General features: G+C 66.0%; 25 protein-coding genes. 13 read left to right on the top strand and 12 right to left on the bottom strand.

Annotated elements, in window-relative coordinates; translation table 11 throughout:
- The first annotated feature begins 43 nt into the window (after positions 1-43).
- A complete protein-coding gene (locus ACJ7IV_RS03110; protein ID WP_161430658.1) occupies positions 44-661 on the top strand; it encodes a TPM domain-containing protein in 618 nt (205 codons plus the stop codon).
- A 77-nt stretch (positions 662-738) separates the two neighbouring features.
- Here the strand turns inward: ACJ7IV_RS03110 and ACJ7IV_RS03105 are convergent, their stop codons facing one another.
- Complete coding sequence (locus ACJ7IV_RS03105; RefSeq protein WP_483865719.1) at positions 739-1,308, bottom strand: nucleoside deaminase; 570 nt, start codon at positions 1,306-1,308, stop codon at positions 739-741.
- Positions 1,309-1,419: 111 nt separating this feature from the next.
- Here ACJ7IV_RS03105 and ACJ7IV_RS03100 point away from each other — a divergent pair, with 111 nt between their 5' ends.
- A complete protein-coding gene (locus ACJ7IV_RS03100; RefSeq protein WP_023006565.1) occupies positions 1,420-1,959 on the top strand; it encodes a YgjV family protein in 540 nt (179 codons plus the stop codon).
- Positions 1,960-1,975: 16 nt separating this feature from the next.
- On the opposite strand, the gene nfsA is transcribed toward ACJ7IV_RS03100, so the two are convergent.
- On the bottom strand, positions 1,976-2,707 hold the full coding sequence (gene nfsA, locus ACJ7IV_RS03095; RefSeq protein ID WP_483865718.1) for an oxygen-insensitive NADPH nitroreductase: 732 nt from the start codon (positions 2,705-2,707) through the stop codon (positions 1,976-1,978).
- A 212-nt stretch (positions 2,708-2,919) separates the two neighbouring features.
- Here nfsA and ACJ7IV_RS03090 point away from each other — a divergent pair, with 212 nt between their 5' ends.
- The 6 genes from ACJ7IV_RS03090 to ACJ7IV_RS03065 all read left to right on the top strand — a co-directional run bounded on the left by ACJ7IV_RS03090 (position 2,920) and on the right by ACJ7IV_RS03065 (position 6,458).
- Positions 2,920-3,783 (top strand): sirohydrochlorin chelatase, encoded by an 864-nt coding sequence (locus ACJ7IV_RS03090; protein ID WP_483865717.1) that lies wholly within the window; start codon positions 2,920-2,922, stop codon positions 3,781-3,783.
- 150 nt (positions 3,784-3,933) lie between these two features.
- A complete protein-coding gene (locus ACJ7IV_RS03085) occupies positions 3,934-4,662 on the top strand; it encodes an EAL domain-containing protein (RefSeq protein WP_483865716.1) in 729 nt (242 codons plus the stop codon).
- Positions 4,659-5,567, top strand: coding sequence for a GGDEF domain-containing protein (locus ACJ7IV_RS03080; protein ID WP_483865715.1), 909 nt, complete (start codon positions 4,659-4,661; stop codon positions 5,565-5,567). Before ACJ7IV_RS03085 ends, ACJ7IV_RS03080 begins: the two co-directional genes overlap by 4 nt.
- 48 nt (positions 5,568-5,615) lie before the next feature.
- Positions 5,616-5,828: a DUF3820 family protein gene (locus ACJ7IV_RS03075; RefSeq protein ID WP_483865714.1), complete on the top strand. Its 213-nt coding sequence runs from the start codon at positions 5,616-5,618 to the stop codon at positions 5,826-5,828.
- Positions 5,829-5,844: 16 nt separating this feature from the next.
- Complete coding sequence (gene arfB / locus ACJ7IV_RS03070; protein ID WP_161430650.1) at positions 5,845-6,258, top strand: alternative ribosome rescue aminoacyl-tRNA hydrolase ArfB; 414 nt, start codon at positions 5,845-5,847, stop codon at positions 6,256-6,258.
- Entirely contained in the window at positions 6,255-6,458 is a 204-nt protein-coding gene (locus tag ACJ7IV_RS03065; protein WP_483865713.1) for a DUF1289 domain-containing protein, read from the top strand. The genes arfB and ACJ7IV_RS03065 overlap by 4 nt, the downstream gene beginning before the upstream one ends.
- A 21-nt stretch (positions 6,459-6,479) precedes the next feature.
- Here ACJ7IV_RS03065 and ACJ7IV_RS03060 read toward each other — a convergent pair whose 3' ends face one another.
- The 3 genes from ACJ7IV_RS03060 to ACJ7IV_RS03050 all read right to left on the bottom strand — a co-directional run bounded on the left by ACJ7IV_RS03060 (position 6,480) and on the right by ACJ7IV_RS03050 (position 9,506).
- Positions 6,480-7,712, bottom strand: coding sequence for a DUF3422 domain-containing protein (locus ACJ7IV_RS03060; RefSeq protein WP_483865712.1), 1,233 nt, complete (start codon positions 7,710-7,712; stop codon positions 6,480-6,482).
- Between the two features lie 86 nt (positions 7,713-7,798).
- Positions 7,799-8,767 (bottom strand): magnesium transporter CorA family protein, encoded by a 969-nt coding sequence (locus tag ACJ7IV_RS03055; protein ID WP_483865711.1) that lies wholly within the window; start codon positions 8,765-8,767, stop codon positions 7,799-7,801.
- A 31-nt stretch (positions 8,768-8,798) separates the two neighbouring features.
- Entirely contained in the window at positions 8,799-9,506 is a 708-nt protein-coding gene (locus tag ACJ7IV_RS03050; protein ID WP_483865710.1) for a DUF3581 family protein, read from the bottom strand.
- A 282-nt stretch (positions 9,507-9,788) separates the two neighbouring features.
- Here ACJ7IV_RS03050 and nhaD point away from each other — a divergent pair, with 282 nt between their 5' ends.
- From nhaD to ACJ7IV_RS03025, 5 genes are all read left to right on the top strand, one after another.
- Positions 9,789-11,204, top strand: a complete 1,416-nt coding sequence (nhaD, locus tag ACJ7IV_RS03045) for a sodium:proton antiporter NhaD (protein ID WP_483865709.1) — start codon at positions 9,789-9,791, stop codon at positions 11,202-11,204.
- 244 nt (positions 11,205-11,448) lie between these two features.
- Positions 11,449-11,880, top strand: coding sequence for a hypothetical protein (locus ACJ7IV_RS03040; RefSeq protein WP_483865708.1), 432 nt, complete (start codon positions 11,449-11,451; stop codon positions 11,878-11,880).
- The gene (locus tag ACJ7IV_RS03035; protein ID WP_483865707.1) at positions 11,849-13,066 is read left to right on the top strand and encodes a hypothetical protein; all 1,218 of its coding nucleotides are present in this window, start codon (positions 11,849-11,851) and stop codon (positions 13,064-13,066) included. The genes ACJ7IV_RS03040 and ACJ7IV_RS03035 overlap by 32 nt, the downstream gene beginning before the upstream one ends.
- 107 nt (positions 13,067-13,173) lie before the next feature.
- On the top strand, positions 13,174-15,975 hold the full coding sequence (locus tag ACJ7IV_RS03030; RefSeq protein WP_483865706.1) for a bifunctional diguanylate cyclase/phosphodiesterase: 2,802 nt from the start codon (positions 13,174-13,176) through the stop codon (positions 15,973-15,975).
- Positions 15,972-16,787, top strand: coding sequence for a PEP-CTERM/exosortase system-associated acyltransferase (locus ACJ7IV_RS03025; protein ID WP_483865705.1), 816 nt, complete (start codon positions 15,972-15,974; stop codon positions 16,785-16,787). The genes ACJ7IV_RS03030 and ACJ7IV_RS03025 overlap by 4 nt, the downstream gene beginning before the upstream one ends.
- 3 nt (positions 16,788-16,790) lie before the next feature.
- On the opposite strand, the gene ACJ7IV_RS03020 is transcribed toward ACJ7IV_RS03025, so the two are convergent.
- The 7 genes from ACJ7IV_RS03020 to ACJ7IV_RS02990 all read right to left on the bottom strand — a co-directional run bounded on the left by ACJ7IV_RS03020 (position 16,791) and on the right by ACJ7IV_RS02990 (position 24,836).
- On the bottom strand, positions 16,791-17,852 hold the full coding sequence (locus ACJ7IV_RS03020; RefSeq protein WP_483865704.1) for a DUF3541 domain-containing protein: 1,062 nt from the start codon (positions 17,850-17,852) through the stop codon (positions 16,791-16,793).
- On the bottom strand, positions 17,849-18,613 hold the full coding sequence (locus tag ACJ7IV_RS03015; RefSeq protein ID WP_483865703.1) for a trimeric intracellular cation channel family protein: 765 nt from the start codon (positions 18,611-18,613) through the stop codon (positions 17,849-17,851). The genes ACJ7IV_RS03020 and ACJ7IV_RS03015 overlap by 4 nt, the downstream gene beginning before the upstream one ends.
- Before the next feature lie 74 nt (positions 18,614-18,687).
- Positions 18,688-19,851, bottom strand: a complete 1,164-nt coding sequence (gene zapE, locus ACJ7IV_RS03010; RefSeq protein ID WP_483865702.1) for a cell division protein ZapE — start codon at positions 19,849-19,851, stop codon at positions 18,688-18,690.
- A complete protein-coding gene (gene astB, locus ACJ7IV_RS03005) occupies positions 19,848-21,236 on the bottom strand; it encodes an N-succinylarginine dihydrolase (protein WP_483865701.1) in 1,389 nt (462 codons plus the stop codon). The genes zapE and astB overlap by 4 nt, the downstream gene beginning before the upstream one ends.
- Positions 21,233-22,702 carry a succinylglutamate-semialdehyde dehydrogenase gene (astD, locus tag ACJ7IV_RS03000; RefSeq protein ID WP_483865700.1) on the bottom strand — a complete coding sequence of 490 codons (1,470 nt, stop codon included), beginning with the start codon at positions 22,700-22,702 and terminating at the stop codon, positions 21,233-21,235. Before astD ends, astB begins: the two co-directional genes overlap by 4 nt.
- The gene (gene astA / locus ACJ7IV_RS02995) at positions 22,699-23,748 is read right to left on the bottom strand and encodes an arginine N-succinyltransferase (RefSeq protein ID WP_483865699.1); all 1,050 of its coding nucleotides are present in this window, start codon (positions 23,746-23,748) and stop codon (positions 22,699-22,701) included. Before astA ends, astD begins: the two co-directional genes overlap by 4 nt.
- Positions 23,748-24,836, bottom strand: a complete 1,089-nt coding sequence (locus tag ACJ7IV_RS02990) for an arginine N-succinyltransferase (RefSeq protein ID WP_483865698.1) — start codon at positions 24,834-24,836, stop codon at positions 23,748-23,750. Before ACJ7IV_RS02990 ends, astA begins: the two co-directional genes overlap by 1 nt.
- Between the last annotated feature and the right edge of the window lie 11 nt (positions 24,837-24,847).

The following is a 24,847-nucleotide window of genomic DNA, read 5'->3' as shown; positions in this document are numbered from 1 at the left end:
GCGACACCGACATGACATTCAGGATTCGGAGATCACGACCCCCATGGCTTTATTGAGCGAAGACGAGCAGCGCCAGGTCAGCGAGGCGATTCATCGGGTCGAGCGCGACACCGATGCCGAGCTGGTCACCGTGCTGGCACCGCGGGCGGACGACTATGCCTATATCCCGCTGCTCTGGGCGGGCCTGCTGGCCCTGGTGGTGCCCGGGGCGATCAACTACTTCCCCGGCTGGTTCTCGGCCTGGGAACTGACGCTGGTGCAATGGGCGACCTTTATCGTGGTGGGCCTGGTGTTCCGCCGCCCCGCCATCACCACCCGGCTGATCCCGCGAGCGGTTCGCCACTGGCGCGCGGGCAACCTCGCCCGGCGGCAGTTCCTGGAACAGGAGCTTCACCACACCGAGGGGGGAACGGGGATGCTGATCTTCGTTTCCGAGGCCGAACGCTATGTCGAGATCCTGGTCGACCGGGGCATCTCGGCCCGCATCAGCGACGAGACCTGGCAGTCCATCGTGGCGGCCTTCACCCGCCGGGTGAAGGAGGGCGAGACCCTGCAGGGCTTCCTTGAGTGCATCGAGGCCTGCGGCGAGCATCTCAAGGAGCAGGTGCCGGCCACCCACGAGCGCAACGAGCTGCCCAACCACCTGGTCGTGCTGGACTGACCCTGCTCTGGAACACTTCGAGCGCCGCTCCCCGGCCGGGGAGCACAACATGAACCGGAAGGGCGGCGCCCGCAGGGTCAGCGCGTGGCGCAGAGTCCCTTCCAGTCCTCGAGATCGAGCTCGGGCTTCTCGGCGCGGAAGCGCGCGTAGAGCTCGATGCCACGCGGGTCCTCGAGGATCTCGACCAGCACGCCCCGGCTCTGCAGCAGCGGCTCGGTGCCCGAGGCGTTGGTGACATCGCCCACCACCACCCGGGAGAAGCCGCGCATGGTCAGCAGCGTGGCGCAGATCTCGCAGGGGCTCAGCGAGGTGAACAGCGTGGTGCGGCTGAAGTCGATGCGCCCGGCATCGCGGATGGCGGAGGTCTCGCCGTGGTGGTAGGGATGATTCTCCTGCACCAGGGTGTTGTGCCCCTTGCCGACGATGCGTCGGGTGGCGTTGTCGATGATCAGCGCGCCGATGGGGCAGCCGCCCTCATCGAAGCTCTTCTGCGCCAGCAGCACCGCGATGCGCATGAAGTCGGCGTCGGTGAGCCGGCGGGCGAAGTCATCATCCATCAGCATCGGCAGGCTGGTGGTGGGCATATGGGCGATGGCGGCGAGCGCCGCCTGGCTCACATCCGAGCGGGCATTGAGCAGCGTTTCCATGACGGCTCCAGCGATTTGCGACCCTGCCAAGATGCGTGGCGCAGGTGCCTTGCGTCAACCGCGCCCTCAATCGCTATGCTGGGCGCCTGATCATTCGGGAGAGAGACCACCATGCTGGAAGGCACCACCGCCATGGCGGGCCAGTTCTTCGGCCTTGTCGCACTGCTGCTGTGCATCCTGGCCTTCGCCAGCAAGCAGGATGAGCGCCTGCTGGTGCTGCTGATCTCGGCCAACGTGGCCTTCGCTCTGCAGTTCCTGTTCCTGGAGAGCTGGACCGCGGCGGCGCTGACCCTGCTGGTGATCGTGCGCATCACCCTGGCCCGCCGCTACCCGGGCAGCGGCAAGGTAATGGCCGGGGTGCTGGCCGCCAGCGGCGTGGCGGCGCTGGCGACCTGGCAGGGCTGGGCGGACCTGCCCGCCGTGGTGGCGATGGTGCTGGGCACGGTGGGCATGTTCCTGCTGCGTGGCATACCCATGCGCGTGATGCTGGGACTGGCGGCCGTGGCCTGGATGCTCAGCCACCTGCTGGCAGGCGCCGTGGGCGGCACCCTGGCCGAGGCGCTGGTGGTGGTCACCAACGCCATCACCATCTGGCGCCTGCTGCGCGCCAGGCGTCGCTACCCCGAGGTGTTCGAGGGCAGCGACGCCTGAACCCGGGGCGTAGCCCTCACTTCATCTCGAAGCCGCGCTTGACCAGGAACTCGCGCATATGCGGACGCAGCTTGGTGTCGAACAGCGGGGTGAGGTTCTGCGACCAGGTGGTGTCCTTGGGGCCGCCCTTGCGCGACTGGTAGTAGGCGTGCATGGCGTCGTCATAGGCCGCCACCAGCTCGCTGTCGTCGCTGTAGGTGTCCTCCTTGAGGATCGCCTCGACCGGCAGGCGCGGCTTCACGTCGGGATCGTGGGCCGGATAGCCCAGGCACATGCCGAACACCGGGTAGACGTGGTCCGGCAGGCCCAGCAGGTCGCTGATCTGCTGGGGATTATTGCGAATGCCGCCGATGTAGCAGATGCCCAGCCCTTCCGATTCCGCGGCAATCGCCACGTTCTGGGCCATCAGGGCGGTATCCACGCTGGCCACCAGCAGCTGCTCGGTCATGCCGCGCACCACCCGCGCACCGGTGCGCTCGGCCGCCTCGGTGGGGCGCTTCATGTCGGCACAGAACACCAGGAAGGCGCCGCAGGTGGCCACGTAGCCCTGCCCCCCGGCCAGCTCGGCGATCGCCTTGCGGTTCGCCGGGTTCTTCACGTGGATGACGCTGTAGGCCTGCACGTGACTGGAGGTGGCGGCGGCCTGGCCGGCACTGACCAGCTCCTCCAGCAGCTCCCGGGAGACCGGCTGGTCGGTGAACTTGCGCACGGAGCGGTGGGACTTGAGCAGTTCAATGGTGGAATTCATGGGACCTCGCTCGGTTGATGTCGCATCGCGTCTGATGGTTGCTTAACAGACTCATTGTTCCACGCCTCGCCCCACCCTTGCACCGCCTTTTGCCGGCGGACTTTTCAGCGACGCCGCGGCTGGGTAGTGTGAACTCCTTCCTGCCCGTTGCCCGCGCGACGCCACGGTGCTCTCCCGGCCACCAACCCTCAGCCCCATCCTCCGAGGCTTACATGAAACGCATCCTTCTCGTCGACAACGGCTCCCTGCGCCCCCAGGCCACGCTCAACCTGCGCCGCCTGGCCGGGGCCCTGGCCCAGGCAACCGGGGAGCCGGTGGAGGCCGCCTCGCTGCTGCACTCCCACAAGATCCCCGCCGACCAGCTGGAGGGGGAGAAGGCGGTGACGCTGGGACCGCTGGCCGAGCGCCTGGCGGCGGAGGGCGTGACCGAGCTGGTCATCTTGCCCTTCTTCTTCGGCCCCAGCCAGGCGCTGACCCGCTACCTGCCGGAGCGCCTGGCGGAGGTGCAGGCAGAGTACCCGCGGCTCTCCATCAAGGTGGCGGCGCCGCTGGTGGACACCCTCGCGGAGCTCGACCTGCGCCTGGCCCGGCTGCTGGCCGACAATGTCCGCCAGGTCATGGGGCACGCTGGCGATCTCGAGCGGCCGACGGTGGTGCTGGTCGATCACGGCAGCCCGATCCCCGAGGTCGCTGCGGTGCGCAACTATGTGGCCGGGCAGCTCGGTGCGCTGCTGAGTGAAGAGGCCGGCTGCGTCACCTTCGCCTCCATGGAGCGGCGGGATGGCGACGAGTATCGCTTCAACGAGCCGCTGCTGGCCGACCTGCTGGCCTCGCGGGCGCTGGCCGGTCGCGAGGTGATCCTGGCCATGCTGTTCCTCTCCCCCGGCCGCCACGCCGGCGAGGGGGGCGACATCGCCGAGATCTGCGAGCAGGCCATGGCGGCGTCACCGGGGCTCACCGTCACCTCCACGCGGCTGGTGGGCGAGCATGAGGGCATCCTGGAGATTCTCGCCAGCCGCGTCGCCCAGGGGCTTGCGGGAGAGGCGCTGCTGGTGGAGATGCCGGCCCAAGGCTGACAGCCCGTGACTGACCGACGGACGACGCCGGAAGAAAACCTGTATCCTGAATACCCCATCGCCGACAGAGACCCCGGAGGACCCATGGGCTGTGCGAGAGTTGCCAGACACTGCCAACGCTGCGAGGGAGAGCTACCCTTCGACATCACCATGGCCTTCCAACCCATCGTGGACCTGGAGCGGCGCGAGATACACGCCTACGAGGCACTGGTGCGGGGGCCCCACGGCGAGCCAGCCGGCCAGGTGCTGGAGAGGGTCACCGACGAGCTGCTCTACCGCTTCGACCAGGTCTGTCGCGTCAGGGCCATCGAGCAGGCCAGTCGGCTGGGCATGCGCGAGTCGCTCTCCATCAACTTCCTGCCCAATGCCGTCTATGAGCCCGAGGCGTGCATCCAGGCCACGCTGGAGGCCTCGCGACGCGTGGGCTGGCCGCTGGAGAAGCTGATCTTTGAGGTCGTCGAATCGGAGCAGATCACCGACCGGGAGCACCTCCACGACATCATCACCGCCTACCGCCGCATGGGCTTCCGGGTCGCCCTGGATGACTTCGGCACCGGCTACGCCAACCTCGACCTGCTCACCGAACTCACCCCGGACAAGCTGAAGCTGGACCGACAGCTGATCCAGGGCTGCCACCACGACCCACGCCGCCAGGCGCTGATCGATGGCATGGTGGCGATGGCACGCCGGCTTGGCATCATCCTGATCGCCGAAGGCGTGGAGGAGGCCGGCGAAGCCCGCTGGCTCTACCAGGCCGGCATCCCCCTGCAGCAGGGCTACTTCTTCGCTCGCCCGGCCCTGGATGCCCTGAGCGATGACCTGGCGTCGGCCTTCGCCGCCGTCCTGGATGTTTCCTCCCCGAAGAGTGCCACCTCATGACGCCGCTACCGGACCGTTTCGACAACATGGCGCGAGTGATCCATGCTGCGCCCATCGGCATCTGCGTGACCGATGCCCGGGGACGCTTCGAGATGGTCAACCCGGCCTACTGCGACTTCTACGGCTACCGTGAGGAGGAGCTGCTGGGCAGGCACTTCACAATGGTGGTACCCGAGGCCAACCGTGCGGCCCTCCAGGAACTGCATGAGCGCTTCATCGCCGGCGAGGACGACGAGGAGCTGGCCCAGGAGTGGGAAGTGCACGGCAAGGACGGCGAGCTGCGCAATATCCTGGCCCGGGCAGCGCGCATCGTCGACGCCGACGGGGCGGTGAAGAAGGTGACCTTCGTGGTGGATATCACCACGCGCAAGGAGATGGAGCAGCGCCTCGAGTTCCTGGCCCGCCACGACGAGCTCACCGGGCTGCTCAATCGGCGTGCCGGCCTGGCGCTGCTGGAGGAGGAGATTGCGCGCAGCCAGCGCTACGCTACCCCGCTCTGCGTGGCGACCTGTGACCTGGACCACTTCAAGCGCGTCAACGACCGCCATGGCCATGCCGCCGGCGACGCCGTGCTGCGCGAGGCGGCCTTGCGCATGCGCTCGACCCTACGCCAGCACGACCATCTGGTGCGCATGGGCGGCGAGGAGTTCATGGTGATCCTGCCCGGCATCTCCCGGCATGAGGGTTGGCGAGCCATGGAGCGGCTGCGGCTGCATCTCGCCGCCACGCCCCTGGAGCAGCCCCCGCTGACGCTGACCCTCTCGGCGGGAGTGGCCGAGCTCGCCGCCGACGAGAGTGCCGATGCGCTGATGGAGCGCGCCGACCGGGCCCTCTATCGCGCCAAGCGCGAGGGGCGCAACCGGGTGCTGGAGGCTGAGCTTCCGGCCATGGGCAAGGCGACCTGATCCCGGTAGCATGGCTCCCGCCAATTCCATCACCCGCGAGGATGCAACGTGAACCCCGAGGACCTGCTGACGCTGGTGAGGATGCGCATGCCCTTCGGCAAGTACCAGGGATGGCTGCTCGCCGACCTGCCGGGCCCCTACCTGGCGTGGTTCTCCCGCGAGGGCTTTCCCGACAGCGAGCTGGGCCGCCTGCTCGCGCTGATGCACGAGATCGACCACAACGGCCTGGGCGGCTTGCTCGAGCCGCTGCGCCGATCCTGACCACCAGGGAACCGAGATGCTGAAAATATCCAACAGCGTTGAGCTCGGCGACTGGGAGATCGAGCTTAACCCGATCCGTGCCCAGGGCGCCGGCGGCCAGAACGTCAACAAGGTGGCCAGCGCCATCCACCTGCGCTTCGATATCCAGCGCTCCAGCCTGCCGCCCTTCTACAAGGAGCGGCTGCTGGCGCTCGGCGACCAGCGCATCAGCCAGGACGGCGTGGTGATCATCAAGGCCCAGCGCTTCCGTACCCAGGAGCAGAACCGCGAGGATGCCCTGGAGCGGCTGCGCGAACTGATTCGCGAGGCGGTGAAGCAGCGCAAGGTGCGCAAGCCCACCCGGCCGACCCGCGGCTCCCAGCGCCGCCGGGTCGACGCCAAGACCCGCAAGGGCAAGACTAAGGCACTGCGCGGCAAAGTGAAGCCATGAGCGACGTCCGCCGGCAGCGCCCGGCCTCGCCCTGCGTCCAGGTCTGCCGCGTACGCGGCGCGGACAGTCTCTGCGAGGGTTGCGGCCGCACCCTAGACGAGATCACCGCCTGGTCACGCCTCGACGAGGACAGCCGAGAGGCCGTCTGGCAACGCCTGGAGGCCGAGGGCTGGTTGGTCAGCGGCAGCGAACCGGCCTGACCCGCCGGCGCGGCTGCCCTCTCAGTGCCGCTTGACGCGCTGGATCCGCCAGGCCAGTACCCCGACGATCCCCAGCCCCAACGGCGCCAGCACAGCCGCGGCCACCGTCGGCACGATGGCGACTCCCAGTGCGTCGAGGCTCTGCAGGCCAAGCTTGAAGAGGCTGAACAGGTAGTAGCTGATCACGATGATCGACAGCCCCTCGACCGCCTTCTGGATCTTCAGCTGGCTGCTGGTTCGCTCGTTGAGGCTCGCGAGCATCTCGGCGTTCTGCTCCTCGATCTCCACCTGGGCGCGGGTCCGCAGCAGGTCGTTGAGCCGGGCCACACTCTCGGCGAGGTCCTGCTGGCGACGGTGGATCGAGTCGCAGAAGTGCACCGTGGGCCGGAAGCGGCGCAGGATGAAGGTGCCGAGCCTGGGGCTCTCGCCAATCCGACTCTCGCGCAGCTCCTCGATGCGGGTGAAGACGATGCGCGAATACGCCTCGGTGGCGCTGAAGCGCCGGCGTGACCGCGCCCCGGAGCGCTCCAGCCGCGCCGAGAGCTCGGAGATCGCTCCCAGCAGCGGCCGCGAGCTCTCCGCCTCACGCTCGGCATTGCGCTCGGAGAGCTCGCCGAGCTCCTGCTCATGGGCCTGCAGCTCGCGCTCCAGCTCCTTGGCCAGCGGCAGTGCCAGGCTGGCCATCATGCGGTAGGTCTCGATCTCCAGCAAGCGGCGCGTCATGCGCCCCAGCCGGAAGGCATCCAGCCCCTGGTTGACCAGCAGCAGGCGATTGACGCCGCTGTCGGTCAGGCGGAAATCGCTCCACACGATGGCATCGCCATCCCCCACCCGCGAGCCGGAGGGGTCGCGAAAGCCGTAGTCGGAGGGCCTGCCGGCCCAGCGATGGGCGGAATCCACCAGCACCTGGGTGGCACTGATCAGCTGGGCGTGATTCGGGCCCACCAGGGTGTCGAGCAGCGCCGGAGGAGCTGGCCAGGCCTCCTCTTCTGGCGCCCGCGGCACCAGCAGCGTGAGGGTCAGGAACTCGGTGTGACGCTCCCACTTCAGGGTCAGGCCCTCGACCTCGAGGATCTGCTGAACCGCCTCGCGGTCCGGCAGCGTACCGATCAGCTCGCCCAGCCGTGCCAGCACGGCCTCGCAGGCGCCGGCCTCGTCGAGCAGGGCATAGTGGTGAAGGGTGGCCGGCTCGTCGAAGTAGATCGAGGGCCGGGCGTGCAGCTCGTTGTGCATTCGCTCGCGCTGTGGGTGCATGGTCATGTCTCGAAAGGGGAAGCCCTCGAGACTAAGACCGTGGACGGCTGCCGCCAAGTGCCTGCGTCAACTCGCCCCGTCCGGACTCAGAGCCAGCGGATGCGCCGGAACAGCCAGATCAAGCCGACGGCGATCGCCAGCATCACGCCGAGCAGTACGAAATAGCCGTAGCGATAGCCGAGCTCTGGCATATGGGCGAAGTTCATCCCGTAGATGCCGGCCAGGAAGGTCAGCGGCACGAAGATGGCGGTGATCACCGTGAGCAGGCGCATGGTGATATTGAGCTGGTGCGAGGAGAGCGAGATATAGCCGTCGATCAGGTCGCCGCAGATGTCGTAGTACATCTGGGTCAAGCTGTGCAGGCGCTCGAAGCGTTCGTGGACGTCGTTGATGGCGTGGAGGGTCTCGTCGACGTCCCGCGGCAGGTGGGCGTAGTCGTAGGCGGTGAGCTCCTGGGTGATGCCCACGTGGTAGTTGAACACCCGGCGCATCTTCACCAGTCGTGAGCGATAGCCGATGAGCAGGCGCATCAGGGCATCATCGCCGCCCTCGACCAGGCCATCCTCCAGGTCGCTCAACTGGTTCTCGAACTGCAGCAGGCTGTCCAGGTAGAAGCCTGCCGAGAGGTACATGGCCCTGAGTGCCACATGCTCCGGTGAGCGTCGCAGCAAGCGCTCGCCCTCGGCACCGTAGAGGCGATCGAGACTGAGCGCGGTATCGGGGTGCAGGCTGAGCAGGAAGCGCTCGCCGATGAAGAAGGCGACGCGCTGGGGCACGAAGTTGAGTTCGGCATCGAAGGAGCCGATCCCGCGGTAGATGATGAGCGTGTGGCCCTCGAATTCCTCGATCTTGGGCGGGTGCCGGTCGCGATGGGCGTCGTCTATGGCCAGCGGGTGGCAGTCGAAGGCCTCCAGCAGCTCCCGCTCGCGGGCCTGCGGCTCGCCCTGCAGGTCGAGCCAAAGGTAGCTGTCCGTGCTCTCCCGCCAGCGCTCGACCAGCGAGGCATCACCGTGGCTGGCAGTGCCGTCACCCTCAACCAGTATCGCTCGAATCATTGCCCTGCCCCCTGCCGGTCGCGGGTCTGGTTCAGGCCTCGTAGGCGGCCTTGAGGCGATAGAACTCGTCGACGATCTCGTCCATGGCCCCGGCGTCGTAGTCGCACAGGCCACTGACCACCAGCTTCTTGGAGCCGGTACCCACCTGCTCGCCACCCGACTGGATACGGAACTCGAGCAGGGTGTCACCACGCTTGCCGTTGACCTCCAGGGAGGAGTCGAGCAGTTCTAGCGCGGGGGTGAGGCCCTCCAGACGCTCCAGGCAGAAGCCCATGCTGTCGTAGATCACCAGCGGCCGGCGAGGGTTGAACATCACGCCCTTCTCTTCCATCAGCGGCTTGAGGTAGTGCGGGAAGTTCTTGCCCGAGAACGAGACATAGCAGCGCGTGAAGGCCTCCACCACCACCTCGTCGTGAGTTACCGCGCCGCCGCGGGAGACCTCCAGGTAACACTTGCCGGCGTCATCGCAGACGCGAATCAGCCCGTCGGCATGCTCCTGGAAGTTCAGCGGGGTACCATCGCCCACCATGTTGAGAAACCGGAACTCCATGCGCTGTGAGAGGCCGAAGCGGGCCAGCACCAGGGCAAACAGCAAGTCTCCGGGCACGCAGAAGCGTCGCGCCTCCGGGTTATGGATAGGGTTGTAGTCGCCGGCGACTCCCTTGGCGAATCGACTGGCCTGCTCCGCCGATATGGTGATGCGGTCCCCTGCCAGCGTATGAAATTCATCGAGAAACATGCGTGACTTGCCTGCGTCGTTGGCGATCCGAAAACGGCCGGCGTCTGCCGGAGCGCTGATGATGCCACAAAACCGCCTTCGGGGAGACAGGACCCCGCTGCCCGCCCCGCTACTCCTTTGGTGGTAAGGCTTTGCGCCTATATTGCGGTGCACTGGCGGTGTTAGAATAGGCGCGCTTTCTCACCCTTCCCACGAACCTCGTTTTCGGGACTCAACGCCATGCCATCCTTCGGATACCCAACCCTACGGCCCCGGCATACCGCCTGGTGGTCGGGATGCCTCGTGCTTGTCTGCCTGCTGTTCAGCCCCGCGGCCTTCGCCGTGACGGGCGAGCTGGACCTCACCAACTCCGTGGTCGGCCTTATCGCCGTGAGTATCTTCGTCCTCGCCTATGCGCTCGTCATGGGCGAGGAGAAGCTGCACATGCGCAAGTCCAAGCCGGTTCTGGTCGCCGCGGGCATCATCTGGGCGCTGATCGGCTGGGTCTACGTGCAGGCCGGCATGCCTGCCGAGGCCGAGCACGCCTTCCGCGCCACCCTGCTCGAATTCACCGAGCTGATGCTCTTCCTGCTGGTGGCGATGACCTACATCAATGCCCTGGACGAGCGCCGCGCCTTCGATGTGCTGCGCAGCTGGATGGTGCGCAAGGGCTTCACCTACCGCCAGCTGTTCTGGATCACCGGCGGCCTGGCCTTCGTGATCTCTCCCATTGCCGACAACCTGACCACAGCCCTGCTGATGTGCGCGGTGGTGACCAAGGTCGCCGAGGGCGACAAGCGCTTCATCAACCTGGCCTGCGTCAATATCGTGGTGGCGGCCAACGCCGGCGGTGCCTTCAGCCCCTTCGGCGACATCACCACGCTGATGGTATGGCAGGCCGGCATGATCCAGTTCCAGGAGTTCTTCGTCCTGCTGCTGCCCTCGCTGGTCAACTTCCTGATCCCTGCGGTGGCGATGACCCTGTTCATCAAGAACCGCAAGCCGGACAGCCTCGAGGAAGAGGTCTGGCTCAAGCGTGGTGCACGCCGCATCGTGGCGCTGTTCCTGCTCACCGTGGCTACCGCCGTGGCCTGCCACACCTTCCTGCACCTGCCGCCGGTGCTGGGCATGATGACCGGCCTCGGCTACCTCCAGTTCTTCGGCTACTACCTGCGCCGCACCCTGCCCCGCTCGCTGGAGAAGAAGCGCACCCGCTATGCCCGCCGCGGCGACGACAAGAAGCTCGCCCAGCTGGGTAGCGTGGTGCCCTTCGATGTCTTCAACCGTGTGGCACGCGCCGAGTGGGACACCCTGCTGTTCTTCTACGGGGTGGTGATGTGTGTCGGCGGCCTGGGCTACATGGGTTACCTGGCGATGCTCTCCGAGTCGCTCTACACCGGCTGGGGAGCCACCAACGCCAACATCGCCCTGGGCCTGATCTCGGCGGTGGTCGATAACATCCCGGTGATGTTCGCGGTGCTGACCATGGAACCCGACATGTCCCACGGCCACTGGCTGCTGATCACCCTCACCGCCGGCGTTGGCGGCAGCCTGCTCTCCATCGGCTCCGCCGCCGGGGTGGCACTGATGGGCCAGGCCCGCGGCAACTATACCTTCATGGGCCACCTTCGCTGGGCCCCGGTGATCGCTGTTGGCTATGCGGCCAGCATCGCCACCCACCTGTGGCTCAACGCCGAGACGTTTCAGGTCTTCGGCTGAGCAAGCCTGCCCGGCGGCGGTGCCGCCGGGCAGCCTGCGTTGAAGCCCCCGCTTTACATTCCCTTCCCTTCATGTAGCGTATTACCAGATGCCCGTCACGGCACACCGCTGCGTGTCGGCGCGACCACGGTCAGCGCGAGGCCTGTACCCGTGACATAACATAGGGAAGCCGATACGCCATGACGACACGCTGCCACCTCGCCTCGCTGCCATCTCGCGACGTATCTCTGCTCGAGGTCGAGACATGGCGTGGCTGAGAGCCGCCCTGCTGCTCTGCCTGTTGCCCCTGATGGGGACAAAGGCCGTTGCCGACGAACCGCCCGTGCTGCTGGTCGCCCATCCGGACGTCACCACCCAACGCCTCACGCGCGACACCACCCGGGCCATCTTCGCCATGCGCCAGCGTACCTGGCCGAACGGCCAGGCCGCACGGGTCTTCGTGCTGCCCAATGACCACCCGGTGCACGAGCGCTTCGTCAAGGAGCGCCTCACCGTCTATCCCCATCAACTGCAGCTGGCATGGGACCGCATGGTCTTCTCCGGCACCGGCCAGGCGCCGGACCGCGTGAGACACCAGGCCGAGATGCTCGAGCGTATTGCCACCACCCCCGGCGCAATGGGCTATCTGGAGAGGGAGTACCTGGATGACCGTATCCAAGTCATTTCAATGGATTGAAGGACGACGCGCGCTCGTCCTGGCGACCGCGCTGACGAGCCTGTCGGCACCGGCACTCGCCAGCGAGAAGGTGCTGGATACCCTCCAGATGCATGGCTTCCTCAGCCAGGCGCTGGTGATCACCGACGATAACAACTTCTTCGGTCCCAGCAGTGAAGACGGCGGCAGCCTGAAGTACACCGAGATCGGAGCCAATGTCTCGCTCCGTCCCCACGAGAACGTGCTCCTGGCAGCCCAGGTGCTCAGCCGACGTGCCGGGGGAGATGGCAGCGATGCCAGACCGGTTCTGGATTATGGGGTACTCGATTATCAGATGGTTTCCAATCAGGAAAGAACCTTTGGCATTCAACTGGGGCGCAGTAAAAACCCATTCGGCTTCTATAACCAGACTCGCGATGTCGCCTTCACGCGCCCCAGCATCCTGCTGCCCCAGTCGATCTATTTCGACCGGACACGCTCTCTGGCACTTTCCGGTGACGGAGCCGCCCTCTATTACGAAGAAAACTTCCCCAGAGGCACGCTGAGAACGCAGGTAGGCTTTGGAAAACCTCAAGCAGAGGATGACTTGCGGCGCACAATGAGGCTGGAAGATACGCCAGGAGAACTTGAGCCACGCGATTCCACCATTGCGCAAATAAAGTACGAGCACGATGGTGGAAGGGTCATCGCGGCGATCAGCACCGCAAGCGCCAAGGCCAGGTTCGAGCCTCAGGCCCCCCACCTCAATAGTGGCGACTTCCACTTTGAGCCTTGGGTAATTTCACTGCAATACAACGAAGAGCTCTGGAGCCTTACTGGCGAGTATGCAATACGTAAGTCCACACTTGAGGGATTCGCAAACCCCTTCCTTAACTTCGATGTCACTGGCGAAAGCTGGTATCTGCAATATACTCGCCGCTTCCATGACAACTGGCAGTGGCTGGTGCGCTACGACAGCCTGACCAGCAATCGCGATGATCGCTCAGGCAGTGCCTACGAAGCCAGTGGGGCTGGCCCCGCACACAGCCAGTACGCTGATGACCTCACGTTGGGGCTGCAGTGGAATGTGAGTCACCGCCTGATGCTGGCTGCGGAGTATCATCGTGTCGATGGGACCGGATGGCTACCCGTGCAGGATAACCCCGACCCTTCAGAGACAAGTGACCGCTGGAACATGATGCTATTCCAGCTCTCCCTGCGCTTCTAGGCGCCCGCATTGGACCAGGAAGCCTCGGCGAGATGAGTTCAGCGAGTCAATCTAAATCACCCCGCCATCGCCTCAGCCTGACCTGGCGCGTTATCGCGCTGAGCAGCATGCTGGTACTCGGTCTGGTCTTGGCCTTTTCCTGGGTCGGCCATGCCAATCTCACGCGTCAGTTCGAGGAGAGCCGCGCCGAGAGTGCGCGACGCCAGGCCGGTGAGATACGGCTGGCGATGGAACGTTCCGCTGAGGGGGTACGTCAGCTGGCGTCGCTGGTCGCCGCTACCCAGGGGTTGGGCGCCGCCCTAACCCGGCGCACCGGCGAGGCGCTACTCGAGAGCCTTGGGCCGCAGTGGCCGACCCTGCAGCTGGAATCGGGAGTCGACGAGATCCTGCTGTTCGACGCCGAAGGTAACAGGGCTGCCCAGTGGGGCACTTCTCAGGCAGAGAACGGCCGACCGGTACAGCAGTGGGTGCACAAGGTGATGGAGTCCGAAACGCCATTGACAGCCCTGCGCTGCTCCAGTGACTGCCGCCAGTACGCCGCCGTGCCGGTACTGGTCGAAGGCCGAAGCACCGGTGTAGTGATCCTGTCGCGCTCGCTGGCCGACGTCATGCGCCAGGCCCACCAGATCGCTGAGGGTGACGTTGCCCTGCTGGTCACTGGTGACCTGCAGGACACCGATATCTCCGACGAGCGCCAGCTGCCACGATGGCAGGGACAGCTGATCGCCCTGACCGGGCAGGAGCGCAGCCTGCCGCTGATGCAGCAGGCGTCATACGAGGCCTCTTTGGACGAGCTCACCGGGACCCCACGCCGCTTCAACCACATGGGCCGGGAAATGGAGCTGAGCGCGGTACGTATGGATGAAGACGGCGACCACCGCAGCACCGGCTATGTGCTCTTCACCAACGATATCACCGACCAGATCCAGGCCATCAGACAGGATACCCGCACCCTGGCGATGATTGGTCTCGGCGGCTGGCTGGCCGCGGAACTGCTCCTGCTGGCCATCCTGCTCAGCCCCATGGCCCGTCTTCGACGTATCTCGGGTGTGTTGCCGAACCTCGCCCAGGGGGATTTTGACCAGGTTCGAAATGCCGTGTCCGCCCCCTCCACCCGGCTTTCGGATGAGATCGATATCCTCGAGGGCTCGACGCTGCGCCTCGCCAACCAGCTGGAGACCCTGGAAAAGGAGGTCAACTCCCGCGGCGAACAGCTCGCGCAGCGGGTGGACGAGTTGGCACACGAGCGGGACTTTATCGGTAGCCTGCTGGATACCGCGCGTGTCTTCATCATTACCCAGGATGCTGATGGACGGATCTCCCTGGTCAATAACTACGCCCTTTCGGTGATGGGAGTAGGCGAGAAGCTGCTGCTCGGGCGCCTCTTCGACGATGTCTTTGGAGGACAACGCCAGTCGCTGGCTGGCAACGATGGCAAGGGACAGGAAGAGCGGCAGCTCACTACCGCCGACGGCAAGCGGCATACCATCGCCTGGTACCACGCCCTTCTTCCTGCGGGCCCCGACGAGCCCGATGGTCGCATCTCCGTCGGCCTCGACATCACCGAGCGAAAGGCCGCCGAGGCACGCCTGACCTGGCTCGCCGAGTGTGACCCCCTGACCGGGCTCTACAACCGTCGCTTCCTCAAGGAGGCTCTCGACACAGCCATCACCCAGGGGTATTCGGGCGCCCTGCTGCTGCTCGATCTGGACCAGTTCAAGGACGTCAACGAGCTGAGCGGCCACCAGGCGGGGGACCAACTGCTGCGCAAGGTCGCCACGGTGCTGGGCGAGGAACTGGGCCACCGTGGCACGCTGGCCAGACTCGGCGGTGACGAATTCGCCCTGATGGTAAGCGGCGCAGACGAGATCCTGGCGACCCGCATCGCCCAGCAGGTCAACCAGATCCTGGCCACGGTCGTGCTCGACGTCGGGGAGCGCCGCCACCGCGCGGGAGCCAGCGTCGGGATCGCGCTATTTCCGATACACGGCGACAATGCCATCGATCTGATGGCCAGTGCCGACATGGCCATGTACAAGGCTAAGGCCTCCACCAGCCAACGCTGGCACCTTCTCTCGACCCTTGAGGACGCCCGCGGAGAACTCCAGGAGCGTGTCTACTGGGAGGAGCGCATCCACCGCGCCTTGGAGGAACACAGCTTCGAGCTGATGGTGCAACCCATCGTGCGCCTGGAGGACCGTGATATTCGCCACTATGAGGTGCTACTGAGGATGCAGGACGAGGTCGGCAAGTTGATCTCACCTGGCGTTTTTATCCCGGTGGCAGAACGCAGTGGACAGATACTGCAGATTGACCGCTGGGTGATTCACCATGCGCTGAGGGCGCTGGCCCAGATCAACGACAGCGATATCAGCCTGGCCATCAATCTGTCGGGACAGTCGCTCCATGACGGTGGCTTGACGCAGTATCTGGCCAGCGAACTCTGTGCCAGCGGAGCGACTCCCGGGCAGTTGATCCTTGAGGTGACAGAGACCGCCGCGGTGACGGATTTCTCGACGGCGCGAGGCGTCCTCCAGTCCCTTCGTGAACTCGGTTGCCGCACCGCGCTTGACGATTTCGGTGTCGGATTCAGCAGCTTCCACTATCTGGGCCAGCTGCCGGTGGACTACATCAAGATCGATGGCAGCTTTATCCGCAACCTGCCAGTCGATGCCGATAGCCGGGTTATCGTCAAGGCAATCGCCGATATCGCCACCGGCTTCGGAAAACAGGCGATTGCGGAGTTTGTCGACCAAGAAGCTCTTGTTCCTATCCTGCGCTCTTATGGCATCTCCTACGGCCAGGGCTATCACCTCGGAAAACCCATGGAAATTAGTAAAGCCTTTACCTTTTCGAGTATTGGTAAGCCCTCGACTGACAACCTTATGAAAGGGAAAAAAATGGAATGAAGACTTCCGCGTCCACCAACGAAGCCCCTCAGGATATGGAACCTCTTCTGGCACGATTCATGGATGAGTTCAGCTTCCAGCTTGCCGTAAGCGAGGCTGAAAAAGAGGAAGTCTTCCGCCTTCGCCATGATGTCTACTGTGAAGAGCTAAAGGGCATTGATCCCGCAGATCTGAAGCGACGCCTTGAATATGATGTATTTGACAGAAATGCGCTTCACTGTCTCATCCGTCATCGGAGAACCGGATTAATTGCTGCATGCACTCGATTAGTCATGCCTCAACCAGGCGCTCTTCCCCCACTAGACAAGCTGCCTCTTCAATCCTATGCAGAAGAGAGCCTCTACTCCACACCCCTCCACCCTGACAATCTTTCCAAATCCAGTTATTACGAAATCTCACGACTGGCAATTGCACGTGAATTCAGGCTTCGCTTCAAGGGAAATGAAGTCCCCGGAGTGACGGACAACCCCCACCAGTTCACTGAAAAAGAGCAAGAAATATTTTCATTCCTGGTCAGCGCACTATTCCTGACGGGATACGCAGCGGGGAGACTGACCGGCAAAAGCCTGGCGTTTGCCATGATGGAACCGAGACTACGTCGCCTTCTATCCATGTCAGGCTTTTACTTCACCCAGATCGGTGAGCCAATCAACCTGCACGGCAGAAGAAGCGCCTACTGCATAAACCGGCAGCAGGCCGAGGCAGGGATGAACAGGCAGTTACTACCTCTCTACCGGCATATCCAGGAACAGCTCTCTCAACAACTGGAACGGATGGAGACGCCTCAAGATAGGGCCGCCATGAACACGTGATGCTCAAGGCGATACTGGTCCCGGATAGAGCCGCCCCTGCCACCCCAGCACCATGATCGCCAGCACGTTGCGGTGCTCTCCCCTCTCCAGGTCGGTGCTGCCGCCTGGCGAGGGAATCATGCCGCTGGCTGGGTCCACCGCTGCGGCCAGGGCATCGCGAACTCGCCCGACCAGCGGATGCCCATCGCGACCGGTGAGCAGGAAGCTCAGCGCCACCTCCGCCTGGATATCCTCGGTGGCATCGCGCATGATCCGCCCCGCTTGCGCCTCGAATGATTCAAGTACCCAGGCATACGCCTCGGCATCCACTTCCTGCTGGTAGTAACGGCTGGCGGCAATGACGAAGTGAGTCAAACCATAGAGCCAGTTGCGGTACTCCTCAGTGGTCAGGGTCGCCAGTGTGTCGGGGGGATAGCGCCGCCGGAAGGCGGCCTCCACCTCACGGCGCAGGTCCATCACCCCGAGCTGATGGAGGAAATGCACCTGATTGGCGACCTGGGCGGCATACACTCCCAGCACGTCGGGGTCGGTCAGGAACGCTGCCCAGGGCAGGTCTCCCAGGTACTCCAGCGCCCGCTCGTGGTCGGTGATCTCGTCCAGCATGCCGTGGTAGTGCGCCTGCACCAGCCGGAACAGCAGGCCACGAGCGTAGGCGACCTCCTCCCACTCGGTGAACATCTCGGCCCGGGCACGCTGCTTCTCGGTGCGCCGCGGGTAGCCCTCGACACTCTGCCTGGAGAGCCGTTCGACCTGCCCCGGCACCGCCAACTCGGCGATCTCGGCCTCGAGGCGCTCCTCCAGATGCGCCATGTACTCGCGATTGGCCGGCAGGTAACGCGCATCACCGGTCACTCGGTAGAGGCGCTGGGCGTAGTGGCGGCGCTTGCTGGTGGAGAACTCGGGCAACACTGCCTCATAGGTCGCCCGGATTCGCTCGGCCGCAAGGCGGTGGCGTTCGGCAGGGTCGACAGCAGATGGCTGCACGGCGCAGGCCGAGAGCTGCATCACCAGCACAGACAGGGCAAGCCATGACAGCAGCCGCATATGGAGGTTCGGCTGACTCATGAGCGATTTCTCCTGCGTCGTGACTGATCGGGGCGAATCATGCGCACCCGCATCTTGGGCTGCAGCGGCTCTGGTGGGGGCCTGGACGCCTGGCCGGCGTCGAGGGGTGGCTCGGCGGGCGGAGTGGACGCCTCCGCACGCGGAATCTCCACCCAGGCGAAGGTCGGCAACGCCAGATGCCAGTGGATCGCGGCCAGGCGCAGGCCCAGCGTGGTCATCAGCGACAGGGCGATGGCCAGCGGACCGGGGGCTCCCAGGGCATCCAGGCCGACATAGGTGATGCCACCGGCAATGGCCGCGGTGGCATAGATCTCCTCGCGCAGCACCATCGGCACGCGGCGGGCCAGCATATCGCGAACCATGCCGCCGGCCACCCCGGTCATCATCCCCATCAGCACCGCGACCAGCCCGGACGTACCGAGGAGCAGCGCCTTGTGGGCACCAATCACCACGAACAGCGCCAGCCCGAAGGCGTCAGCCACGGGCAGGAATCCACGCGACAGGCGATGGATGTAGTGGAACCCCAGGATGGCAAGCCCCACCGTGACCAGGATCACCCACAGGTAGGTAGGGTCGGTGACCCAGAACACCGGACGCACGCCGAGCACCAGGTCGCGCAGCGTGCCGCCACCGATGCCGGTCACCGCGGCCAGCACCAGCATGCCGAAGGGATCCATGCGCGAACGGCAGGCGAGCATCACGCCCGACAGCGCAAAGACGATCACCCCCGCCATGTCCAACCAGTAGATCAGCCCGTTCACCGTCCTGACTCCTTACGCCGGCCCGCCTCGAATGGCCGCACAGCATAGACCAATTCCCGCTGCGTGGAAGAGGGTCAATACCTGCCTGTGCCGAACCGGGCCAGCTGCATCTCGCGCAGGCGACTGAGGGTGCGCCGGAAGGGAAAGGCCAGATGGCCATGAGGATAGAGCTGCTCCATGGCCACCTCTGCCTCCACATATAGCGGCGTGCGCCGGTCGTAGCACTCGTCGACCAGCGCGATGAAGCGGCGCACGCCGTCATCGCGCCGGGACAGCGGCGGCAACTCCCGATCTCCCGCCTCGACCCGACTGACCCCATCCTCGGTACCCCGGGCGATGCCGCCCGCCAGGCGGGTATCGCTCAGGCAGGGCACTCCATCCAGCAGGATATGCTGGAAACGGTCGACCAGCTCGATGAAATCCAGCGCCGCAAGGGGCTGTTCGCAGAGCTCCGCATAGCCGCACCACACCGCCGAGTCGCTGCGTGCACGCACCGCAATGGCGCGATGGCCCAGTTCGATGGGTGCCGTTTCCCTCTGCTGGCCCTCGCTCAGACGGGCGAAGAGCCCCGCCAGGGGGCTCGCCTGGTCAGGCTCGGTGACCCAGAAGCGCTGCCGGGCTCGCCCGGGATGCAGGCGATGATCCTGGCCGCCGTCGAGCTCGATCGCCTGCATCTGCCGCTCGATGGCGTCGATGGCCGGCAGGAAGCGTTCGCGGTTGAAGCCATCGGCATACAGCTGGCGAGGTGCCTGGTTGGAGGTGCAGACCAGCACCACGCCCCGGTCGAAGAGCGCCGTCAACAGGCGGCCGAGCAGCATGGCATCGGCGATGTCGCTGACAAAAAGCTCGTCGAGGCAGAGCACCCGGACCTCGGCGGCAAGCTCGCGGGCCAGGGCCAGCAGGGGATCGGGCGTGCCACCGAGCTGGAACTGGCGACGATGCACCCAGCGCATGAAGTGGTGGAAGTGCTGGCGACGGGCGGGCACGCGCAGGCCATGGTGGAAGGCATCCATCAGCCAGGTCTTGCCGCGCCCTACCGGCCCCCATAGATAGACACCGTGGACACCCAGCGCCTCACCATGCAAGGCGTCGAAGCAGGCCTCGAGGGCCTCGGCAGCACACCGCTGGGACTCGTCGGCAACGAACCCCTGGTGAACCAGGGCCTCGCGGTAGGCGGCCAGGGGCGAGGACAGCACGGGCTGGTGGCTGACCTCTTCATCGTTGCCCTGGCGTGTCACGCCCCCTCCAGCTGGAAGGGATAGACGCTGCCGATGCCGAGCAGCTGGCTCAGCTCATCCAGGGCCGTCAACGACTCCCTGGCCAGCGCCGGGTCGGCGAGATCCTCGGGGGTGAGGCGATCGCGATAATGGCGCTCCACCCAGGCGACCAACTCGGCGTAGAGAACCTCATCGAGCAGCACCCGGCCGGAGAGCGCGGCGCGCTCCTTGGCGGAGAGCACCACCCGCAGGCGCAGGCAGGCGGGGCCGCCGCCGTTGCGCATGCTCTGCTTGACGTCCTTGACCAAGACCTCGCCGATGGGATTGGCCCCGGCCAGCAGATGGTCCTGCAGGGTGCGCCAGACCGCCTCGTTTTCCTGGCACTCGCCGGGCACCACCAGGGTCATGGAGCCGTCCGGGTTGCTGAGCAGCTGGGAGTTGAAGAGGTAGGAAGAGACCGCATTCGTCAGGCTTACGGCCTCACCCGGGATGCGCAGCGGGATCAGCGGCGCGTTCATGCGCTCGCGCAACGCCTCGAGGGTTCCCGCCTCGTCGAGGAAGGCCATCTCGTGGTAGAGCAGCACCGGACCGTTGCCCACCGCGATGACGTCGTTATGGAAGACGCCGGCGTCGATGGCATCGGGGTGCTGCTGGGCGAACACCGCCTGGGACTCGGCGAGACCGTGCTGACGGGCCACCGCCTGGCTCGCCTCCAGGGTCTGGCGCGCCGGGAAGCGCCGCGGCGCCGGGCTCTCCTCGGTGCCCCAGCCAAACGCGGTACGACCGTAGACGTAGAGGTGCACCCCCGGCTCGCCGTGGTCGCCGGCCAGGCGGGTATGGTTGGCCGCGCCCTCGTCGGAGAAGGCCGGGGTGGCTGGCAGCACCGGATGGTGGGTGAAGCGAGCCGAGTCGCGGAAGATCGCCGCCAGCACCCGGCCGGTGGTGGCGGGTTCAAGGAAGCGGTGGAAGCTCGACTGCAGGTTGGCCGGGGTGAAGTGCACCCGGCCATCCGGGGCATCGAGGCTCGGCGTCACGGTAGCGGCGTTGGCGGTCCACATGCTGGAAGCGGAACATACCGCGCGCAGGATCTGCGGAGCCTCGCCGGCAGCCCGGGCCAGCACTCGCTCGTCGCTGCCGGTGAAGCCCAGGGCACGCAGGGCACCGAGATCCGGACGCTGCTGGGGCGGCAGCACCCCCTGGGCGTAACCGGCGTCCAGCAGCGCCTTCATCTTGGCCAGCCCCTGCAAGGCCCCCTCCCGAGGGTTGGCTTCCAGGCCGCCATGGCTCATCGAGGCCACATTGCCCAGCGCCAGGCCGGCATAGTTGTGGGTGGGCCCCACCAGGCCGTCGAAGTTGACCTCGCGGTAGTCCGCGTCGTGCTGTGCCTTCTTCAGGTCCTCGCTCACAGGCTCACTCCCGGCGGCAACTGGTCCGGCAGGTGCAGGTCCTCGCTCTCCATGGAGGCCACCGGGTAGGCGCAATAGTCCGCCGCATAGTAGGCACTCGGACGATGGTTGCCGCTCTCGCCCACACCGCCGAAGGGGGCATCCCCGGAGGCACCGGTGGTCTGGCGGTTCCAGTTGACGATGCCGGCGCGGATGCGCAGCAGGAAGTCATCCCAGTCGGCGCGCTCGCCGCCGATCAGCCCGGCGGAGAGACCATAGCGGGTATCGTTGGCAAGCTCGATCGCCTCTTCCCAACTGCGGTAGCGATACACCTTGAGCAGCGGGCCAAAGTGCTCCTCGTCGGGTACCTCAAGGCCGCTGACATCGATCAGCGCCGGGCTGAGCAGGCTGGTGTTCTCCTCAAGACGCTCCATGCGCGCCAGGACCGTGCCGCCGAGCGCCTCCAGTGCTTCCTGGGCCGCCAGCAGGCCGTCGGCGGCGGCCACGCTGACCAGGCCAGAGTAGAAAGGCGCCGGCTCGCTGAAGGGGGCGGCCACCCGCAGTCGCGAGATGGCATCCGCCAGAGCCTCAAGGAGACGATCACCCACCTGGCCCTCGGGCACGATCAGGCGCCGTGCACAGGTGCAGCGCTGGCCGCCTGAGAGGAAGGCCGACTGCAGGATGGTCAGCACCGCGGCATCCTGGTCGGGCACATCCTTGATCACCAGCGGGTTGTTGCCACCCAGCTCGAGGGCCAGGATCTTGTCCAGCTGGCCGGCGAACTGGCGATGCAGGATGCCCCCCACCTTGGCGCTGCCGGTAAACAGCAGGCCATCGATGCCGGGATTCGAGGCCAGCGCCTGGCCGGTCTCGGCACCGCCCTGCACCAGGTTGATCACGCCGGCCGGCAGGCCCGCCTCCTGCCAGCACTGCAGGGTCAGATCGGCGGTGAGCGGCGACTGCTCGCTGGGCTTGAATACCACGCTGTTGCCGGCCAGCAGCGCCGGCACCATGTGCCCATTGGGCAGGTGACCGGGGAAGTTGTAGGGACCGAACACAGCCATCACCCCGTGGGGACGATGGCGCAGCACGGCGCGGGCCTCGCCCAGATCCCGCTCGCGTTCACCGGTGCGCTCCTGGCAGGCGCGGATGGAGATCGCCACCTTGCCGATCATGGCGCCCACCTCGGTGCGCGCCTCCCACAGCGGCTTGCCGGTCTCATGGGCGATGGCGGTGGCCAGCGCCTCGCGGTGATTCTCCAGCACCTCGCGGAAGCGCTCCACCATTGCCTGTCGCTCGGCGAAGGGAGTACGCGCCCAGGCCGGGAAGGCCTCGCGGGCCGCGGCCACCGCGGCATCGACATCCTCGGTGCCGGCCCCGTTGCCCTGCCACAGCCGTTCGCCGGTGATCCCGTCATGCTTGGTGAAGTGCTCGGCGGTGCCCGCATGCCAGCGGCCACCGATCAGCAGCGCCTGTGTCGGCTTCATGATGCTTCCTCCTCGGTATCCAGGATACGCAGGCTGGCGCCCTCCTCCACCTCGAGGCGCGCCGCCTCTACAGGGCTCAGGCGCAGGCGGCCCTCGGCATCGGGGCCGCACCCCACCCAGGCGGCACGGAAGTGCGCCATCTCGGTGGTGGCGGCCAGCCAGCGCGGGCGCTCGCCCGCCTCGTCCAGGGTGGGGTCGACGGTGACCGTGCAGCGTCGCGACAGGCGCACGCCACGCACATCATCGATATAGGCCTCCACGGTGGGCCCGCCGTCAAAGATGTCCACGAACCCCTCCCAGCGCAGTCCCTCCTTCTTGAGCATGGCCAGGGCCGGCCGCGTCTGCTCGTGCACCTGGCCGATGCAGGCCCTCGCCTCATCGGAAAGGAAGGGGGTGTAGATCGGGTACTTGGGCATCAGTTCGCCGATGAAGCTCTTCTGGCCCAGGCCGGTGAGTCGGTCGGCCTCGTCGAAGTCCATGGGAAAGAAGTGACTGCCCAGGCAGTGCCAGAAGGGACTCCTGCCCTGCTCGTCGAAGACACCGCGCATCTCCGCCAGCACCTTCTCGGGAAAGCGGTCGCGAAACTCCGCCATGAACAGCCAGCGCACCATGGAGAGCAGCGCCCCGTTGCGCTCACCGCGACGGTCACTGCCGCGGTAGGCGGGACGCAGGAACAACGAGGCTACCTCGGCATTGCCGGTATGGTCGGAGCACAGGAAGAGGGTGTCGATGGTCCGGTGCAGGTCGAGCTGTACCGAGGAGTGGGCCAGGGTCCCCAGGCGATAGTGATAGAAGGGCACCTCTCGGCCCACCTCGCCCTCGATGGCGCAGCAGCCGGCCAGCTGGCCACTGGTCTCGTCCTCGAGCACGAAGAAGTAGTTGCGCCGCCCCGGCGGGGTGCGCTCGAGGAAGGCCTCCTCGGTGGCGGTGATCTTGGCGGCCAGGAAGTCACGGTTGTCGGGCAGCGAGGTGAAGCCCACACCGGTCTCCCGGGCCAGGGCCTGCAGCTCCTCCAGGTCGCCTTCGGCGATGGGTCGGATACGCATCACAGTTCCCCCTCGTCGTAGCCCGTATCGTGCGCCTCGACACTGCCGTCCTCTCCCCCGGGCAGGGCCAGCGGCGCGGCCAGCACGGCACGCCCCTCCTCCACGCCCAGCACCTGGGCATGTTCCGGCGACAGCATCAGCTGGCCGGTGGGGGACAGCGCATAGCGCGCCACCACACAGCGGAAATCGGCCAGGCGCTGGTTGGCGACCATGGCCGGCTCGGCGTCGGGCAGGGTATGGGCGGGACGGATGCGCACCGGATGCCAGGCGGCACGCCGGAAGCTCTGCAGGCGTTCGCGCTCGGCCTTGATCACCGGGCCGGCATCGAAGATGTCGACGTGGCGAGAGCGCTGGAACCCCTCGGCCAGCATCTCCGCCAGGGCGAACTCATGTTCGGGGTGCTCACGGCCGATGGCGGCCCTTGCCTGGGGGGTGAGCAGAGGCAGGTAAAGCGGGAATTGCGGCATCACCTCGGCGATGAAGCTCTTCGAGCGCACCCCCGCCAGGTAGTTGATCTCCTCGAAATCACGCACGAAGAAGTGCTGACCCACGCTGTTCCAGAACGGCGATTGCCCGGTATCGTCCAGAAAGCCCGGGAAGGCCATCGCCAGCAGCGTGGCGAAGCGCTCGGGATACTGGGCGATCAGCATCAGACGCGCCCGGCGCAACAGGCTCTCGGCACTGGTACCCCGGTAGCGCGGCGCCAGCGAGTAGGCACACAACAGGCTCGCCTCGGAGACCTCATGGGAGAGCGCCAGGGTCTGCACCTCGCGGCGCACGTTGAGCTGCTGGGAGGCGTGGATTAGCGTCTCCTGGCGGTAGGTGTAGTAGGCATCCTGGGCACCGGCCTGGGCACGCACCGTGGCAGTACCCGCCACCTCGCCGCGAGCCAGGTCCTCGAGCACGAAGGTGTAGTGTTCGTCGCCGGGGCACTCCACCGCCGCCGCAAAGGCCTGACGGGAACGCGCGATACGCTCCTCGAGGCGGTCGCGATGAGCCGGCAGGTTGGTGAGCCGTGGCACCGCTTCCCCCGCCAGTCGCTCCAGGGAGGGCAGGTCCGCCGGCGCGATGGGCCGTACGACAAGCATGGCGGCGTCTC

It is taken from the genome of Halomonas sp. C10-5, assembly GCF_057169305.1.
The sequence above is the reverse complement of the archived record's forward strand: the minus strand, read 5'-3'. Positions and strand labels throughout refer to the sequence as shown.